Source organism: Enterovibrio norvegicus DSM 15893 (assembly GCF_900115495.1).
In the GTDB taxonomy this organism is placed as follows: Bacteria; Pseudomonadota; Gammaproteobacteria; order Enterobacterales; family Vibrionaceae; genus Enterovibrio; species Enterovibrio norvegicus.
On the sequence record NZ_FOWR01000013.1, the window covers coordinates 79,401 to 97,128 of the forward strand.

Annotated in this window: 13 protein-coding genes; 9 read left to right on the forward strand and 4 right to left on the reverse strand. The window is 48.8% G+C overall.

The features are described from left to right. Positions 1-62 precede the first annotated feature (62 nt). Positions 63-2,279 (reverse strand): esterase-like activity of phytase family protein, encoded by a 2,217-nt coding sequence (locus BM082_RS10200; RefSeq protein WP_017016407.1) that lies wholly within the window; start codon positions 2,277-2,279, stop codon positions 63-65. Positions 2,280-2,671: 392 nt separating this feature from the next. Here BM082_RS10200 and BM082_RS10205 point away from each other — a divergent pair, with 392 nt between their 5' ends. From BM082_RS10205 to BM082_RS10245, 9 genes are all read left to right on the forward strand, one after another. Continuing rightward, on the forward strand, positions 2,672-3,988 hold the full coding sequence (locus BM082_RS10205; RefSeq protein WP_017015125.1) for an ABC transporter substrate-binding protein: 1,317 nt from the start codon (positions 2,672-2,674) through the stop codon (positions 3,986-3,988). Between the two features lie 61 nt (positions 3,989-4,049). Then, positions 4,050-4,910, forward strand: coding sequence for a carbohydrate ABC transporter permease (locus BM082_RS10210; protein ID WP_017010893.1), 861 nt, complete (start codon positions 4,050-4,052; stop codon positions 4,908-4,910). A 9-nt stretch (positions 4,911-4,919) separates the two neighbouring features. Beyond that, a complete protein-coding gene (locus BM082_RS10215) occupies positions 4,920-5,753 on the forward strand; it encodes a carbohydrate ABC transporter permease (RefSeq protein WP_017010892.1) in 834 nt (277 codons plus the stop codon). Continuing rightward, on the forward strand, positions 5,750-6,856 hold the full coding sequence (locus tag BM082_RS10220) for an ABC transporter ATP-binding protein (RefSeq protein WP_074926837.1): 1,107 nt from the start codon (positions 5,750-5,752) through the stop codon (positions 6,854-6,856). Before BM082_RS10215 ends, BM082_RS10220 begins: the two co-directional genes overlap by 4 nt. Then, positions 6,849-8,249, forward strand: coding sequence for a mannitol dehydrogenase family protein (locus tag BM082_RS10225; RefSeq protein ID WP_074926838.1), 1,401 nt, complete (start codon positions 6,849-6,851; stop codon positions 8,247-8,249). The genes BM082_RS10220 and BM082_RS10225 overlap by 8 nt, the downstream gene beginning before the upstream one ends. Beyond that, positions 8,246-9,055: an L-iditol 2-dehydrogenase gene (locus BM082_RS10230; protein WP_017016405.1), complete on the forward strand. Its 810-nt coding sequence runs from the start codon at positions 8,246-8,248 to the stop codon at positions 9,053-9,055. Before BM082_RS10225 ends, BM082_RS10230 begins: the two co-directional genes overlap by 4 nt. Positions 9,056-9,058: 3 nt before the next feature. Continuing rightward, positions 9,059-10,522 (forward strand): xylulokinase, encoded by a 1,464-nt coding sequence (gene xylB / locus BM082_RS10235; RefSeq protein ID WP_074926839.1) that lies wholly within the window; start codon positions 9,059-9,061, stop codon positions 10,520-10,522. A 39-nt stretch (positions 10,523-10,561) separates the two neighbouring features. Next, on the forward strand, positions 10,562-11,449 hold the full coding sequence (locus tag BM082_RS10240; protein ID WP_017015120.1) for a helix-turn-helix domain-containing protein: 888 nt from the start codon (positions 10,562-10,564) through the stop codon (positions 11,447-11,449). A 366-nt stretch (positions 11,450-11,815) separates the two neighbouring features. Further along, positions 11,816-12,169 carry a VOC family protein gene (locus BM082_RS10245; RefSeq protein ID WP_074926840.1) on the forward strand — a complete coding sequence of 118 codons (354 nt, stop codon included), beginning with the start codon at positions 11,816-11,818 and terminating at the stop codon, positions 12,167-12,169. A 148-nt stretch (positions 12,170-12,317) separates the two neighbouring features. Here the strand turns inward: BM082_RS10245 and BM082_RS10250 are convergent, their stop codons facing one another. The 3 genes from BM082_RS10250 to BM082_RS10260 are packed head-to-tail and all read right to left on the reverse strand — an operon-like array spanning position 12,318 to position 17,637. Next, complete coding sequence (locus tag BM082_RS10250; protein WP_244275988.1) at positions 12,318-13,589, reverse strand: type VI secretion system ImpA family N-terminal domain-containing protein; 1,272 nt, start codon at positions 13,587-13,589, stop codon at positions 12,318-12,320. After that, a complete protein-coding gene (locus BM082_RS10255; protein ID WP_017010884.1) occupies positions 13,589-14,326 on the reverse strand; it encodes a hypothetical protein in 738 nt (245 codons plus the stop codon). Before BM082_RS10255 ends, BM082_RS10250 begins: the two co-directional genes overlap by 1 nt. A gap of 23 nt (positions 14,327-14,349) precedes the next feature. Then, positions 14,350-17,637 carry a type VI secretion protein IcmF/TssM N-terminal domain-containing protein gene (locus BM082_RS10260; RefSeq protein ID WP_244275990.1) on the reverse strand — a complete coding sequence of 1,096 codons (3,288 nt, stop codon included), beginning with the start codon at positions 17,635-17,637 and terminating at the stop codon, positions 14,350-14,352. Positions 17,638-17,728: the final 91 nt, after the last annotated feature.

A 17,728-nucleotide genomic window follows, 5' to 3' on the forward strand; every position in this document is an offset into this window, starting at 1 on the left:
GAAAAACGAACAGACAAATTTTTATCTCGCCACACACGACATGCGTGGCGAGTGAATAAGGGTTAAGGGCGCATTGAGGCGAAATCTAGCACCTTGCCCTCTTTCTTAAGGGCAAAGAAAAAGGTCTCGCCGCTGCTGTCATCCACACCGTCATTGTCCGTCACAGCAAATGCGCGACCGTCTTTCGTGATGGCAAAGCCTTCAATCTTATCGGTAACGTAACCGCCTTGCGCTTTCAGATCCGGCAAGAAGTCGTAAACCACTTCCTTGCGTACCGTTGGCAATTCACCACCAAGCGGCGCGGGTTGTGCATCTGCCAAGATTACACGGGTAAGCTGTTTCACTTTCGCCGCCTCGCCAATTTGGTTATCGCGTTCGATGATGTAAAGCGCGCCTTCATGAGCGGTGATTTCAGATAAGCCCACCCAGCCCGTCGCAGCTGCATCGGTAGGGTAACGCACTGCGCCCCACTCTCCTGTTTTGGTGTTGTATTGCACCAGTTTCACGGTGTTTTCTGGGTCATCTTTCCAGGCACGTTGAATCGCAATCCAGAGATTATCGCCAACACGGGTAATGCCTTCCGCGCCATAGCGTTTTTCAACGGCCATTAACTCAGCAGGGAAACTCACCGTTTCAACGATGTTACCGTTTGCATCAGTGCGGTAAAGCGCATGGGCGATACCTTTGTCAGTGCGCCCTTCAGAGGCGAGCCAAAAGCCGCCTTTTCCATCAGTTGTGATGCCTTCAAGATCGAGCTTTTTAGCAGGTTTACCGTTGTTCATGACAGGGATACGTTTGGTGATTTTTGCTGGCGTCGACGCTGCATCAATCACAAAGATTGAAGGCTGCGCTTTGTAGAAACTGTCGTTCACCGCATAAAGCGTGTTTGCATTATTTGCATGGTTTGGATCTGCCACCAAACCCGACAACGCGCCCCAGCCGATAGGCTTGCCGTCTACCATCACAGATTCAATCTGCGGATAAGCAGGAGCTTCATTGCTGATTTCATACATCATGACATGCGCACGCGCGCCGCCATCTTCAATCAAATCTTTTTCGTTCGCCGTGGCGAGCAAACCGCGGCTTGGCATCGCTGCCGCAGATTCTGGTGAAATGCCCGATGGCAGCAGCTGAACAAATTCTGGTGCTGCACCTGTATCACGATAAACGCCCACCACAGAGCCTCGTTCTGACATCACGAAGATATAGCGCTGACCGTTATAGGTCGCCACTTCCAAGCCTTCAGGTTCTGCGCCTTTGTTACCGGAGCGTTTTTCAGGGTAATGCCCCGCCAATGCCACGCGGTATTCAAAATCAAGGCCAGATTCAAACAACACCTTGCCGCGCTTGTCGAAGATCGTAAAGCCGCGAGATCCGCCTTCATAATCGCCTTCATTGGCGGTAACAAAGCGTTGATCGTCGAGCCATTTCACCGCATCCGGTTCGCGTTTTACCGCCAGTTTAGTACCAGAGAATGTCAGTGCGCGTTCTTCGTCTAGATCCACATTCTTGAGGTCTACTGCGCCTGCACTGAAGTCAGCAATCACTTCGCCTTTTATGCCGTCCACCAACACGATATGGTTGTTCTCTTGCAGCGTTACCACCACTTCGCCGAGGCTGTTTATGTCAACAAACTCAGGCTCAGGATCGTTCGGTGCAATGTCCGATAGCCCAGTCATTGCCACACGCGTTACGTTGCCACAATCCAGTACACCGTTTTTCAATGGCACTAAAGCCAAATGCCCCGCAGGGAATTGCGGCAACACACCGTCGTTTAAGTCTTCATCGCGCTCGTTTTCGATCGCCACGGCCACAAAGCTGCCGTCTTTTGCCACGGCAACGGAATCAGGCTGCCCGCCCAAATCACAAGTCGCGAGTGATTGCGTGCTGTTTATGTCACGCTGGGCAAGGTAGCCCGACGGTTGGGTATAGCTTTCAGAGGTGTTGATAGCGGTAACAAAGGTGTTGCCCACAACATCGATGGATGTCGGTTCGCCGTCAAAGGTAATGAAACCCTTACCTTGCGGTTTTTTCGGGTTGGTAATGTCGACAATCCCAACGCCTTTGAGCGGGCTATCCGAATACACAAGTGTGTTGCCATCTTCACTTGCGGCAATGATTTCTGCAGAACTTTCATGCGTTTTCTCAAGATGAGGAGGAATATTGTTTGCCGTCGAAAATGCACTTATACGATGAAACGACGCCGCATCAGCAGCATGAACACCCACGCTGACAGACACCGCCAGCAATGAAAATAGTAGAGAGCGTTGTGTACGCATGAGGTTACTCCATTAACTTCCGTTGAGGGTCGCTACTTTTTCGATTTTTGGTGACAGGGGCATGACAGAATCGTGGCAATTCAATGATGACCATGGTTTTTGGCTGCAGGCTAGCGTTCTTCATACGAGAAAAAGCGATTGTCCAACGTAGCGACACGTAAGAAGGGCTTTCAGCCAAAAAATCACTGTATTCTTAAGCAGGCAGCTCACACCAAATATCGCCTAATTTTACAAACTTCACACATCACATGAAGTAAGAAAATCATCATTCCTCATGAAGAAAAGTACTTTTCTACACTGCTTTTATTCACTCTTGCCTTTTTTTGTACTTTCATTGTTACACGGATGTTAATTACCCCTAATGAGCATCTTCTAACCATGAGGAACTAAAAATGCTGTCTACAAGGAAAACGTTAACTGCCTTTGCTGCATGCTGTACCGCCCTCTCCATGTCCGCCCATGCGGCGACAGAATTGACCATTGCCACGGTCAACAACGGTCACATGATCGAAATGCAGAAGTTTAGCGAAGTATTTGAAAAGCAAAACCCTGACATCAAACTCAATTGGGTGACCCTAGAGGAAGGAGTTCTTCGCCAACGTGTAACCACTGACATCGCCACCAAAGGCGGACAATTCGATGTCATGACGATTGGTATGTATGAAACCCCCATTTGGGGCCAAAAAGGTTGGTTGAACGAAATCAAAACCGACGCGGCGTATGATGCGGACGATTTGCTGCCAGCAATGCGTGCGGGTTTATCCGTGGACGGCAAACTTTTCGCGGTACCTTTTTACGGTGAAAGCTCCATGGTCATGTACCGCAAAGACCTTGTAGACAAAGCCGGCATGACAGTGCCAGATCGCGCCACATGGGGCCACATTCGCGATGTTGCAGCGGCCATTCATGATCCAGATAACGGCGTTTACGGCATTTGTTTACGCGGTAAGCCAGGTTGGGGTGACAACACGGCGTTCGTGACCACCATGGCTAACTCGTTTGGCGCGCAATGGTTTGACGCAGATTGGAAACCACAGCTGAACTCACCGGAGTGGAGCCACGCTGTTAGCTTCTATGTTGACCTTCTCAGCAGCTACGGTCCTCCAGGTTCAAGCTCAAACAGCTTCAATGAAATTCTCGCTCTGTTTAACGAAGGCAAATGTGGCATGTGGATTGATGCAACGATCGCCGCATCCTTCATCACAGACCCTAAACAAAGCAAAGTTCACGACAAAGTGGCGTTCGCACAGTCACCAGTGGCCGTCACTGACCGCGGTGCAAACTGGCTTTGGGCATGGGCTCTCGCTGTTCCATCTGCAACGAAAAATGCAGAAGCGGCTGAGAAGTTCGTGAAATGGGCAACGTCAAAAGAGTACATCCAACTGGTTGCCGAAAATAACGGTTGGGCAAGCGTACCGACAGGTACTCGTCAATCTACCTACGAAACACAAGCGTTCCTTGATGCAGCATCCTTTGCAGAAGCAGAACTTGCCGCCATTAACTCTGCCGATCCAAGCAACAGCACGCAGAACCCAAGCCCTTACATTGGCGTTCAGTTTGCTGCCATCCCTGAGTTCCAAGCCATTGGTATTGCCACAGGACAGCAGCTTTCCTCTGCACTGGCGGGCAAAACAACGGTAGAAAAAGCACTGCAAAGTGCAAACAAGTCCGCCGACCGTGAAATGCGTAAATCAGGCTACTACAAGTAAATCCCTCTTGCCGGGCAGTGCGCTGTCCGGCTTCTTATCTTCCGTTATTTGGTAGTCGCTCATGCAAAAATGGTTGCCTCGACTGTTGGTTGCTCCCTCCTTTGTCAGCTTGCTGCTCTGGATGATCGTTCCTCTCTCCATGACGATCTATTTTTCAACCATCAGATATAACCTGCTGTATCCCGGAGAGAATGATTTTATCGGGTCGATGAACTTTGAGTTCTTCTACACCGACGACGCATTTTGGCCCGCATTGATTAACACACTGACCCTCGTCGGGATGGTGTTGGTTGTCACTGTGATTGGTGCATTGCTGATTGCTATCGCATTAGACAAGCCATTTTTTGGCCGCGGCATCGCACGCGTTTTGCTGATTTCCCCTTTTTTCATCATGCCGACGGTTAACGCCTTAATCTGGAAAAACATGATGATGCACCCCGTTTATGGCGTACTGGCGGCGCTTTGGGAAAGCGTGGGGTTAGAGCCCATAGATTGGCTCACGGCTTTCCCGCTTGGCTCGATCATTACCATGGTGAGTTGGCAATGGATGCCCTTTGCCTTACTGATATTCATCACGTCATTGCAATCGATGGACCACGAACAAAAAGAAGCCGCGCTGCTGGATGGCGCAACCGGATGGCAAGTGTTCCGTTATCTCACCCTGCCCCATTTGGCGCGCCCTATTGCGGTGGTGATGATGATTGAGACCATCTTCATGCTGTCCATCTTTGCAGAAATTTTTGTGACCACGGGCGGTGGCCCGGGCTACGAATCGACCAACTTGGCTTTCCTCATCTTTGCGCAAGCGTTAATGCAATTCGATGTGGGTGTGGCTTCCGCCGGTGGCTTAATAGCCGTCATTCTCGCCAATATCGTCGCGTTCTTTTTGATACGTGCGATCGGCAAAAACTTAGTGGCATAGGGAGGCATCATGGCTAAAGACGTTTCACTTATCGATCAAACTGGCTGGTTGCGCCCCATCATTTGCTGGGCCATTGCACTGATTGTGTTCTTTCCCATTTTGATGATGCTGATCACCGCGTTCAAAACAGAACAACAGGCGATTTCAGTGCCGCCAAGCTTTATCTTCGAACCAACCGTGGAGAACTTCGGCATTGTGCAAGAGCGCAGTGATTACCTGAAGTTTGCGACAAACTCTGTGATCACCGCGTTTGGCTCAACCATATTGGCGCTGATCATTGCGATTCCTGCGGCCTACTCCATGGCGTTTTACCCCGCGAAACGCACGAAAGATATGCTGCTGTGGATGCTGTCCACCAAAATGCTGCCTGCGGTTGGGGTGTTGGTGCCCATCTATGTGCTTTGCCAAAAGACGGGGTTACTCGATACCACGTTTGCGCTGACCATCATTTACACGCTGATCAATCTGCCGATTGTGGTGTGGATGCTGTTCTCTTACTTCAAAGATATCCCGCGTGACATCCTAGAAGCTGTGCGTCTTGATGGCGCTGACACGTTAGGGGAAATCCGACACGTGCTGATCCCGTTATCTCTCGGTGGCATCGCATCCACCGCGCTGCTCTCGATTGTACTGAGCTGGAATGAAGCATTTTGGTCAATCAACCTGACCTCTGCCAATGCGGGCACGCTCGCGACGATGATTTCAACTTACTCAAGTCCGGAAGGCTTGTTCTGGGCAAAACTGTCAGCCGCATCCACGCTGGCGTGTGCGCCTATCATCATTCTTGGTTGGTTCTGTCAGAAACAACTGGTTCAGGGATTAACCTTTGGGGCTGTTAAATGAGCTACTTACAAGTCAAACATTTATATAAGAAGTACGGTGACGTTCTTGCGCTCAAGGACATTGATTTTGAGATTAAAAAAGGCGAATTCGTCGTTTTTGTTGGCCCGTCAGGTTGTGGCAAATCGACCTTACTTCGCACGATTGCAGGCTTAGAGTCGTCTTCTGAAGGCGACATTCAATTGGACGGTGAGTCCATCATTGAAACTCACCCATCAAAACGCGACGTGGCAATGGTGTTCCAAAGCTATGCGCTTTACCCCCACATGTCGGTGAAAGACAACATGTCTTTCGCCCTCAAATTGGCGAAACGCCCACAAGACGAAATTGAACAAAAGGTCACCAAGGTATCGAAAGCACTCAAGCTGGATGCGCTTTTAGATCGTAAGCCAAAAGCCTTATCAGGCGGTCAACGCCAGCGTGTTGCCATCGGTCGTGCGATTGTGCGTAACCCGAAAGTGTTCCTGTTTGATGAGCCCCTCTCAAACCTTGATGCCGCACTGCGCGTGGAAATGCGTATCGAGCTTTCACGTCTGCACCAAGAACTTGAAAGTACGATGATTTATGTCACTCATGACCAAATCGAAGCCATGACGCTGGCAGACAAGGTCGTCATCATGAGCCAAGGTGAAGTGGCACAAATCGGCACACCGCTCGAGCTCTACCACCAGCCTGCAAATCAATTTGTCGCCACCTTTATCGGTACACCAAAAATGAACGTGCTGCCCGTGAACAGCGTGGCTACATCCGGCGAGCATTTGGAAATCACCTTCAATGAAGATGCATGCACAGCGCTGCCAGCCGCGATGTTTGATGAGCGTGCAACCGCCTCGGCGTCTATCGGTTTCCGCCCGGAATCCCTCTCTTTCTGTGACCCTGAAGATGGCGATTTGAGCGGCGATGTGGAGGTGATCGAACAATTGGGCAGTGAAACCCTCACGTATATCCGCACCCTCAGTGGGAACACTGTCGTTGTGCGGGCCGCTCCTAAATACACTCCAGAATTACGAGAAACCGTCGGCGTGAAGCTAGATACGCAGCGCGTGTATTTGTTCGACAACGCAGAACAAGCGTCCAATATTTACGGCGAGGTGAGCCATGTCTGACCACAAGCGTCTGGTTCACTTTGGCATTGGTGCGTTTCACCGAGGCCATCAAGCTTATTACCTTCAGTTGCTCAACGACACGCTGCCAGAAAGCGAGCGTTGGTATTACACAGACGTGAATTTACGTGAAGAGACGCGGGCTATTCCAGATGCGTTGCAGGCTCAAAATGGTCAGTATCACTTCAAACGCATTGCCCCGAATGGGGATGCCGAATACATCAAAATTAGCAGTATTGACCGTGTGGAAGACGCGTCTGCAGACCCTTCAGTGATTGGGCGTATCTTCAACGACGACAATGTAAAAGCGTTAACGATCACCGTGACGGAAGGCGGGTACTACCTTACCGACACCGACGACGTCAACCTGTCACACCCAGAGGTGGCAAACGATATCACGGTAATAAAACAACAACGCGGTCAACCAAAAACCTTGTTTGGTTTCCTTGCATTGGCGCTGCTAGCACGCCAGAGCATGGCCAACGGTGCAATCACCGTCGCGACCTGCGATAACCTGCGTGACAATGGTCATCGCCTCGCAAAGGCATTCGGTCAATTTGCCGAAGCAGCGCAACTCTCAGACCTCAAACAGTGGATGAATGTCAATGTCACCTTCCCGTGCTCCATGGTTGACAGGATCACCCCTGTGCCGCCAGCAAGCTTGTCTCACGAGATCCAACAACAACGCGGCGAAGAGGATGCATGCCCTATTCTAGGAGAGGATTTCGAGCAGTGGGTCATTGAACACAAATTGGCGAACGCTTTCCCTGCGCTCGATGCCGTGGGAGTGACTTTCACGAAGAACGTTCATGCCTTTGAAGAAGCCAAAATCCGAATCCTAAACGGCGGGCATTTTATGCTGTCTTACGTTGGGGCGCTGCGAGGTTACCAGACGTTCGACCAAAATATTCATGATGACGAACTCAATGGGTGGCTAAAGGCCTACCATCAAAAAGACGTTATCCCGACGATAGATGATCGCCCGTTCGATTTAGAGGCCTACCGACAAATTATTATCTCTCGTTTCAGCAATGGGTATATCGCGGATTCCATTGAGCGTATCGCGATGGACAGTATCAGCAAGTTTCCGCAGTTTATTTTGCCCACGCTCAAGCTAAGCCTCGGCCGTGGACACTTCCCGATATCGGCAATCATATTGATTGCGCATTGGTACTGTTTTTTATCCCTCAAAGTCAGGGGTCGTATCGCGTTTAACTACAAAGACCCCTATCTATCAACCGCCGAAACGTGGATGCACCAACAAGATCCTGTTGGCGCTTTTCTCCATGACCCTGATATCTGGCAAGGTCTCAATAAACAATATCCAGAATTTGGCGAGTCCCTTAAAAGGCAAATCGCCATCACGATGGGCGCATATCAGGAGCGTTACAGATGACAATGTCACTAGAACTTCATGGCAAACCTACATTGCAAGGCAAAGTCGCATTGCTGACGGGCGCGAATGGTGGCATTGGGCTTGCCGTCGCCTATGCCTATCTCGCCAGCGGCGCAAAATGTGTGATTGCTGACCTTCCTATTGAGCCGTCGGTTGGCGTGTCCGCCCTTATTGATGAGTTTGGCGATAAAGTGACATACCAACATGGAGACATCACGGATCCTGACACACGCAGACGTTTGGTGTCCTCTACTCTGACCCAGTTCGGCAGCATTGATGTGCTGTTCAACAACGCCGCTATTTTTAACATGGCGCCGATATTGGATGCCTCTGAGGAAGAATTTGATCTCGCGTTTTCCGTGAACGTCAAAGCCATGTTCTTTTTGATGCAAGATGTCGCGAAGGCCATGATTGAAATAGGTAAAGGCGGAAAAATCATCAATATGGCGTCACAAGCGGGGCGTCGTGGAGAAGCATTGGTCGCGCATTATTGCGCCACAAAAGCCGCAGTGATCAGCTATACCCAATCTGCCGCACTCGCACTGGCAGAACATGGCATCACAGTTAACGGGATTTCCCCCGGCGTCGTGGATACACCAATGTGGGACAGTGTCGATGCCTTGTTTGCCAAATATGAAAACCGCCAACTTGGCGAGAAGAAAAAATTGGTTGGCGAAGAAGTGCCATTAGGTCGTATGGGTGTTCCTAATGACATCGCGGGCATGGCGCTTTTCCTTGCCTCCCCCCTTTCTGACTACATTACCGCCCAGACGTATAACGTCGATGGCGGCAATGTGATGAGTTAACCCATGAATACCTATCTAGGTATTGATATCGGGACTTCTGCCGTCAAAGTGTTACTGGTGAGCGGCGATGGCACAGTGCTGGACAGTCGCTCGGTGTCTTACGGCACTGACTCCCCCCAGGCATTGTGGAACGAGCAAACCCCCTCTATTTGGTGGCACAGTACGCTCACCTGTTTCGACGCACTCCGTGAGCGCAATGAAACCCTATGGCAACATGTCGCTGCCATAGGGTTATCCGGTCAAATGCACGGGGCTGTTTGCCTTGATAGCAACCAAGAGCCGGTTTACCCCGCCATTCTATGGAACGACGGACGTGCCCACAAAGAAAGCGCTGATCTCAACCGTTTATGCCCCGACATTGGCTACAGCGCGGGGGTGCCAGCCATGCCAGGCTTTACTGCCCCAAAACTACTGTGGCTGCATGACAACGAGCCGGATATCTTTGCGCGAATTGATAAAGTTATTTTGCCCAAAGATTACGTACGCTTAATGCTCACAGGAGCGTGTTGCACCGATGTCAGCGATGCCGCAGGCACCTTGTGGCTAAATGAAGCAGCACGCGATTGGGATGATGACCTGCTCAGCGCTTGCCACCTCACGCGTGACCACATGCCAACCCTCATCGAAGGCAACCAAATCAGTGGCTCACTGCTGCCTGACATAGCCAAGCGCTTGATGCTGTCTACCGACGTCATTGTTGCAGGCGGTGCGGGTGATGCTTCTGCGGGCGGCATTGGTATTGGCGCGGTCAATGAAGGCGATGCCTTTCTTTCTCTTGGTACATCGGGGCAAATTTTTGTCGCCAAAGCGCAGCACAGTGCGAACCCTCAAGGCTACATTCATGCTTTTGCGCATGCTTTGCCTGATCGTTGGTGCCATATGGCGTGTTTACTCAATGGCGCGAGTCCGTTGCTATGGTTCTCGTCCATCACGTCCCTGTCCATCGAGCAATTGCTTGGCGAAGCAGAAGCCGCAGATGATCTGCATCGTCCTGTGTTTTTCATGCCCTATCTCAATGGCGAGCGCACCCCGCACAACAACCCGTTTGCAACAGGCAGTTTTGAAGGATTAACAGCGCACACATCGCGTAATCACATGACACAAGCAATACTAGAAGGGATTGCATTCAGCTTTAGAGACTGCTTACTCGCGCTTGAAAATGCCAACACACATTTATCCTCATTGGGGGCAATCGGTGGCGGCGTGAAAAACGATTACTGGCTACAAATGCTCGCAGACGTGTTGAATCTTGTTATTCACAAATACGACGGCGCAGAAACGGGGCCAGCATTGGGGGCGGCGCGACTTGCGATTTTGAGCCACACCACGCACTCTATTGACACGGTGTGCCCCTCTCCCGCAATAGAAAGAACGTTCACACCCAATGCCAAAAGGCATCAACTATACGCTGAGAAACACACTAAATTCACGGCGTTGTTTACGGCACTAGCACCAACATATGGTTAAAAACCTATCAGGTATAGCCCCCTTCAAGAGGAGCACTTAATGGCAGAGCCGAACACCAAAGATCCCGTATGGGAATTTATCCAAATCAACGACGAGTCCGTGTATTACAAAGAGCACGGTGTGCCTCATCATAGTATTCACTGGCATGTGCATGAACAGTATGAACTCCACCTGATCGTGAAAACAAATGGTAAAGCCATGATAGGTAACCACTTAGGGCCATTTTCCCCCGGCCAACTTACCCTTGTTGGCCCTTGGCTCCCTCACAATTGGGAGAGCACGCTGCAACCCGGTGAAACCCATGAGCTACGCGATATGGTGATTTTGTTTAAACCTGACCTTTTTTATACAGCGGCCAAGTCCTTTCCTGAGCTCGCTCAGTTTGGCCGCTTATTAGAACAAGCAAAAATGGGGATAGAATTCCTCGATGTGCCTTTCGACAATGCCGTCGAATGCTTCCAAAAAGTCAGGGAAAGCGAAGGAGTGACCAGACTGGTTCATTTCCTCTCTTTTATTGACTACCTCAGCAAGCGCAACACCCGTTTGCTTTCCAATATGCCAGCCTCAGAAGTCAAAGAACCGGGCACAGTACAAAGCAGAATAAACGAAGTCGTCGACTACGTGATGCAAAACTACCAACAGCCGATACGCCTCAAAACCTTAGCTGACAAGCTCGGCATGACCGAATCCTATTTCTCACGGTTTTTTCATCAGTCATCCGGTCATCGATTCACGGATTTTGTAAACCGTGTGCGTATCCAACGCGCCTGTGTGTTGTTAAGTGATACCAGCGATACCATCGCCGACATCAGCCAAACTGTTGGCTTTCACAACCTCGCGAATTTCAGCCGCCATTTTCGAAGAATTAACGGATTAAGCCCCCTTGCCTACCGCAAGAAACACGCCTCACAAACGTCAGTCACCTAGCCCGTCTTTCAGTGAGGAACGATGAGACAAAAGTGAGAATGCCCGTTAAACAGACACGTAAGCGAGTTTCTGACGGGCATTTTTGCGTCAATGTGTTGCTAGAATATTGTTATGTTGCCGGTTTTCTTTACCTTCATTCCCAGTTCCGACTGCAACTTGCAGCTGTATCACGGACAGCTTCGATTGATTTCACGTGATGAACGTTTACCCACATTTTTCAGAGGTGTATTTTTTAGAAAGCGCCTTTGATCTCAATGAAATAGCGCGCGTTCCATTAAGATAGATTCCGTCAATTAGCAGAGGCAATGCGGTTGTCAGTTTGGGCAGTTGAACGTACCGCATTGGCCATATCACCGGAGTGCACCCATGCATCAACACGGCAAGATCAATTACGTTGAGTTTCCAGCACGCGATTTAATCGCGACCAAATCCTTTTTCTCTGAAGCCTTTGGCTGGACATTCACCGACTATGGCCCAGATTACACCGCCTTTTCCGATGAAGGTCTTGATGGCGGCTTTTACCGCGCAGACATGCACTCAGAACCCAGCAAAGGTGCCGCACTGATCGTTTTCTACAGCGAATCGCTTGAACAAACTGAAATCAACGTTCGCCAAACTGGCGGCAAAATTGTGCAAGCCATCTTCGACTTCCCTGGTGGGAGACGTTTTCATTTCGTTGAACCAAGCGGCAACGAATTTGCCGTCTGGTCAGATAAATAGCGTTTGGTCATGACATGGCGGCGGCATATACCCAAACAACCGGAAGATGTTCGCATTCAGAGGTCATAATACGTTCAACTCGAGGCGAATTTCGTGAGGAATAGTCGTTCTATTTCCTCGGATTTTAACCAAGACACGGACTCAAACGTCATTGTTCGAAGTTCTCACGAAGTTGGTTAATCTTATACTGATAGCTGTTGAGGATGTATTGCGCTCTATCCAGCGCTTCCAATGATTGCTCGCTCTCGGCGAAGTTAATTCTGCCCATCAATGGAAACAGGGTGTTGCTGTATTGATAGGATTTTATGATGCCTGCTTCTTCACCTCCTGCTTCTTTCAGGTTCGCGAACAGGGTTCTGGCTTTCTTGAAGCCCTCGTTTAAGGCCGCCCACTCGCTGACTAAACCAGCATGTTTAGAAACAAACGCCTTTTCTAACACTTCGGCTTTGTTCGATTCAGGGTAAAGCCGCTTAAACGCCTTGATGGATGCCAGCACTTTATGGCTTTTATCAACAGAAAACGGCTCGTGGCCATAGGTGTTGACAATCGCCGCGAGCCTTTCATACAAGGGCTGTTGTATAGCGGTGAGTTCTGTCGGCGTATCCGCATGTCTGATCACGCTCAGTACGCGTTCAATGGAATAGTCTTTGATGTTTTCTTTTAGCCTCTCCAATTGTTTTTCTTGATAGATAATGTAGAAAAACGCCGCAAAAAAGGTCAGTGCGATCATCAGTAGCAAAGGCGTATTTGCCTTTTTGCTGCTGGGTTTTTGGGAAAGCGCGGCTTCAGGCTCGGACGAAGCAGGCGCAACCAAAGGCTGGGGGGGAGGCGGTTCAGCCTGATTAAACAGTGTCAGCGACGCCCGCTGTTTTGCCTCAAGATTTTCAATACGGCGGGAAAACAGCGCAACCAATGAATCAAAAGCAGGCGCTGCTCTTCCATAGTGCTTGAGCAATTCTTCATGTATATCAAGCGCCAGCGAACGGCCTAATTCTAGCTTCGCTTTGTCTTTCTCTTCTAGTATCAGGGCCTTGGTAGGTAAGATATTTTCGATATACCATTCAAACGCGGCTAACCGGGCATCTTTTTTCCCTCCTTTTGGAAAGCCGTTATCCCAATAGATCAGGCACATATCCAAAATGGCGTTTAACCCATCGAATAATCCCTCTATGCCTCTGTTGTGGGTGGCAGCAACGGCGTAATAACACACGCAGCGGAAATCCTTACTATGGTGGCGTAATATCTCCTCCGTGCCTTTTTCGACCACTGGCCAGGAAACCCTGGCCATGATCTTGCTCTTATTATTAATCTGAGCCTTTACTTCATCAAAATGCTCAGTTTCCGCTGCGTTGATACCACAGGAGCTTACTTCGGAAATTGGTCTTTTAATAATTTTAGACATTTTTTCATAGAATTTCATTAAACGAAAAAAGCTTTATTTTGTGTTTTAATATATATACTACCCCCTTCTAACTGGAGTGTTTTTTTACTTTTAACAATCGAATTTCCTTCTGATAAGGTATATAATCCTTGATCTGCTTTTAAAAGTAAAATATTTTTAGCTTTTTGAATTATGTCTATGTTCGCTTCCAATTGAATATCTCCTCGTGTGGAAGTGTAAATTATATCTCCAGCTATATCCTTTTTTTCATTACCCCCAATATTTTTTTCTTCAGAACCATTAATATAAATATGACTCTTAACCTTCTTATCAATTGTTAAAAACTGACCTATTGGCTTTGTAATATTTTTGTTTTCTTCTGCTTTTTTTCTGTCAAAAATGTTCACATTTACATCCTTAACAGCGTTATATCCTATATATAACTTATTTTCGTCTATTGTCTCTGTTTTATCTTTTGTAGTAAGGCTATACTCCTTTGTCAATTTATTGTCTTTTATAGAGGTGCTCTCTACAAAGCTAGCGTTTTTCCACTTTTTTACAAGCGTAAACTCTCTTTTCACACCAAAAGAAATATCTAAAACCGCTGCTAGTTTGAAAGACATGTCAAGACCGATAGTGAAGGCTTCTTTTGAGCCAATATTGATTCCAAGCGCATGTCCTAGTGTATAAGAATGACTATCCCCACCCGTCCAAGTAAAACTATGCCCTATATGTTTAACTCTAAATATACCTTTCCTTTCTATATCATATTCCATTATTTTAACCTTATATGAAACTGTTAAATGCAGTGAGTTATTTTCTTAGGTGTGACTAGTCTTCTGGCTTTTTTCCAGTTCCTTATTGAACGTCCTCCTTGTATTTCATAATTGATGGTCACTTGCTTAATATTGTGTTTTTTCAATGTCAGCAGTGAGCCTGAAAAATCATAGGGAACCAGTCTCAGGGAGCCTCCGGCCATATCCTGAAGGAAATCGGGAAATGCGCCTTCGCCATCCCAGGCTTTATTCAAAATGAAATCGCCAAAATCGATGCTGATTTTGGTGGTGAGACAGGAAGAGGGCTGCCATTTGAACGCCTGCTTCTTGTCATAGTTATGGTTGACCAAAGTCTGTTCGCCGCTTTCACAGGAAAGTGAAAGGGTGGTTTTTTGCGGGTAAGTTAACGCATCCCGGTTGACGGTAACGGGTAGAGACCGAATGCGCACCGTATATTCCTGTCGCTGCGAACCCCGAACATACGCCCCCCGTTCCACTAAGTTGAAAAAGGTGGGCTGGAACTCAATTTGTTTCCCTTGCACCATTTTGGGCTTCCAGCCTCTCCCATCAAGGCTGACAAAAGGGGTGAGCTGTTGGGTAAGAAAGGTATCTAACAACCCTTTTTTTTCATACAGTCGCTGTACTTTTTCGTTGTTGGGCAGGTACTTGAGTGGCCCGAGCACGTCACTTTCCCATGCACTTTGTATGCGGCAGGCGGCGGTTTCCATGTTGGATTGGAGCATAAACTGGTAGATATTGTTGAAAAGCTGATAGCCCCCCAGCGATGTTGAGCCGGGCGCTAAGGCCAATAAATTCTCTAGTCGCTGTGTGGCCGTAAAAGCATCTTCTATGCCAGCACCGGAATCTGCGCCGCTTAGCCATCGCCCCAGGCTTTCTGTCACTTTGGACTGATTATCAATATTCTGGTTTTGCACCACCATGGCTTGAGTGAATGCGCCAACCCATTCTTTGCCTTTTTCTATTTTTTCTAAATATGCGCTGTCCCCTTCGACCAGACTGTTGACTGCCGAATCTAAAAACGCCTGTCCTTTATTCAGGTTGTCTTGTTCTTTCTCCGCCCAGTAGCCTTTTAACATCGTTTCCGCAAGCGTGAGGGAACGTAAGCTCACATCATTGATTGCTGCTATGGCCTGCAGCGCTTTAAGGGTTCTTTGCTGCAAGATGGCAAAAGGATTGTCGGGTTGGTTCACCGTGAGAGACACCATACGCCTTTCTGCCATGGTCATGCCTTCGCCGGTCTGGTTGAAGTTCAGGTTAAGGTTGCGCCAATGTTCGAGGTATTGAACGGCATAACCACTGTTGAAACGAGAAACCTGACTGTTGTCGACCAACTTCAAGGCGCTGAGTGTGGTCAGCAAGGCTTGAATGTGTTGATAGCCCTGTTCGGTATATGCCCCCGGTATTTTAAGCGGACTCACTAAAGGTAATTGCCAGAACTCATTGGAGCTGACAGGTCGATTGTGGTGATTTGCCCAGTTGACCAACCAGGAGAGTTCACCGTTGATCGCAAGCAGATTGTTCAACTGGTTGTCGAGCTGGGCACGCAATGCGAGCAATTGTTTAGGCTGGGTGTTAAAGCCTAGGTAGGCGTTAAACAGTGATTCGTATACACCTTGGTATAGCCAGGGGGTTTCGCTGTCTTCTGCTTGTCCCACCGGCGTTGAAAGCGTGATGGGGTGATAAGTATCGTTGAGGGTAGCATCGACTCCCTTTAGCTGGGAGGCGAAATTATCAATCACGGCACCGAGCGCCACACTGGGGTCTCCTGCATGTTTGAGCCACTGCAATTGCCGTTGGTTGGTGGGGTGGATGACCTGACGGTGAAAGTTCTCGCTGTATATGTCTTTCGCGTTAGCAAGGGCGATAACCATCGGTTCCTTTAAGCTGACAGGCTGCAAATAACGGGGGGGCAATTCGCGCTCGAAACCAGCAATCTGGGTATGTAAATCTGACAGCCTAAGCAAGCTTTGTTCGGGCGACGTATTTTGCTTCGCATGTTGTTGAAGGTTCACCAGACTGTTCTGTAGGGCTGATAGCTGGTTGTGACCTTGCCAAAACACATAGGTGAGGGTGAGTGCACCTACCGTGAGGATGGCAACAAATACGCCACCTAGGGTGTAGACTTTTTTCCGTTGAACATTTAACCATGCGCTGCTCGGGTGGTATGCCGCTCGCTGACTGGGTAACAAGTGTGAAAAGAAATCGTGAAGAAAGAGACCGTGTTCCCTCTCAGGGCCTGTACTTTGGCTGATTTGCGAGAAACAGGCGCTTTGGGTGGGGTGTTGTTGTCTGGCACTGGAAAGGTAGATCCCTCTCAGTAACACGGCTTCATGATATTTCCCATGACCAAACGCGGATCTGGCGAACTGGTTCAATACTGCTTTCAACGCTTTCAGCTCGTCCGTTAGGCTGAGCTCAGCGCATGAGACCTGATTCGGAGAAAGCAGTGATAACGCATCAATTCGGTCACACAGATCGTTCAATGCCATGTCAATAAAGTCGGAGGCTTCCGACGTCTGCTCAATGGTGATGCCCAGCGCCTCTTTTTGCTTGTCGGCGCTGAGCTGTTCAGCAAATTCGTTGAAACCGAATATGTGATCGGCTTTAGTTATCATTAAATATACAGATACACGTGCTTTTAATTCTGTCGTCAGCGCGTTGAGTCGATTAGCAATGTAAGTGCCGTATTTTTTTATTCTCTCTGCATCGCCTTCCACCAGCATTTCTGCGGGTAAGGTAACCACAATGCCATTGATTGGTTCGCGTTTTCGGTGTTTTCCGAGCAGTGTGAGAAATTCCTGCCATTCGTATTCATCCTCGTCACCATTAAGCGGCAGGGTGTATCTTCCTGCGGTATCGAGCACGACGGCATCTTCAAAAAACCACCAATCACAGGTGTCGGTAGAATCGGCGTTTAACTTTGGACCTGCTTTGGAAATTAACGACGTTAAACCGCATTTTCGTAGCGCGGATGTTTTTCCGGAGTCGGTTTCACCGAGCACCAAAAACCATGGTAAGGCATGCACGGGGTCGCCCTGTGCCGACAACTTCGATTTCTTTAGTGTGTCTATGGCAGCCAAGAACTGGCTTTTTACCTCGGTTTGGCGATGTTTGTGTTGCTCTTCCGTGGTGTCCAGTTGCGGCTGGTCATGGGTGACCATACGTTTAATGAGACGCTTTTGCCGACGTCGACGTATCCATTTCGCCAGTGACACCAGAGTGAAGGCAAACGCACAGATCAATAAGGCACCGATTGCGCCATACCACCATGGCCATTGGTTTTTATTCACGGTGTAAAAAAGTGCTGCTGATAAAAGCAGTAACAGGGTGATTAAACAAAGCCAACCCATTAACGCCAGGATTTTCTTTTTCATTCCACTT

Excerpts from the sequence above, each read along its gene's own strand:
- BM082_RS10200 (WP_017016407.1), bottom strand. The coding sequence starts at position 2,279 with ATGCGTACACAACGCTCTCTACTATTTTCATTGCTGGCGGTGTCTGTC.
- BM082_RS10205 (WP_017015125.1), top strand. The coding sequence starts at position 2,672 with ATGCTGTCTACAAGGAAAACGTTAACTGCCTTTGCTGCATGCTGTACC.
- BM082_RS10210 (WP_017010893.1), top strand. The coding sequence starts at position 4,050 with ATGCAAAAATGGTTGCCTCGACTGTTGGTTGCTCCCTCCTTTGTCAGC.
- BM082_RS10215 (WP_017010892.1), top strand. The coding sequence starts at position 4,920 with ATGGCTAAAGACGTTTCACTTATCGATCAAACTGGCTGGTTGCGCCCC.
- BM082_RS10220 (WP_074926837.1), top strand. The coding sequence starts at position 5,750 with ATGAGCTACTTACAAGTCAAACATTTATATAAGAAGTACGGTGACGTT.
- BM082_RS10225 (WP_074926838.1), top strand. The coding sequence starts at position 6,849 with ATGTCTGACCACAAGCGTCTGGTTCACTTTGGCATTGGTGCGTTTCAC.
- BM082_RS10230 (WP_017016405.1), top strand. The coding sequence starts at position 8,246 with ATGACAATGTCACTAGAACTTCATGGCAAACCTACATTGCAAGGCAAA.
- xylB (WP_074926839.1), top strand. The coding sequence starts at position 9,059 with ATGAATACCTATCTAGGTATTGATATCGGGACTTCTGCCGTCAAAGTG.
- BM082_RS10240 (WP_017015120.1), top strand. The coding sequence starts at position 10,562 with ATGGCAGAGCCGAACACCAAAGATCCCGTATGGGAATTTATCCAAATC.
- BM082_RS10245 (WP_074926840.1), top strand. The coding sequence starts at position 11,816 with ATGCATCAACACGGCAAGATCAATTACGTTGAGTTTCCAGCACGCGAT.
- BM082_RS10250 (WP_244275988.1), bottom strand. The coding sequence starts at position 13,589 with ATGAAATTCTATGAAAAAATGTCTAAAATTATTAAAAGACCAATTTCC.
- BM082_RS10255 (WP_017010884.1), bottom strand. The coding sequence starts at position 14,326 with ATGGAATATGATATAGAAAGGAAAGGTATATTTAGAGTTAAACATATA.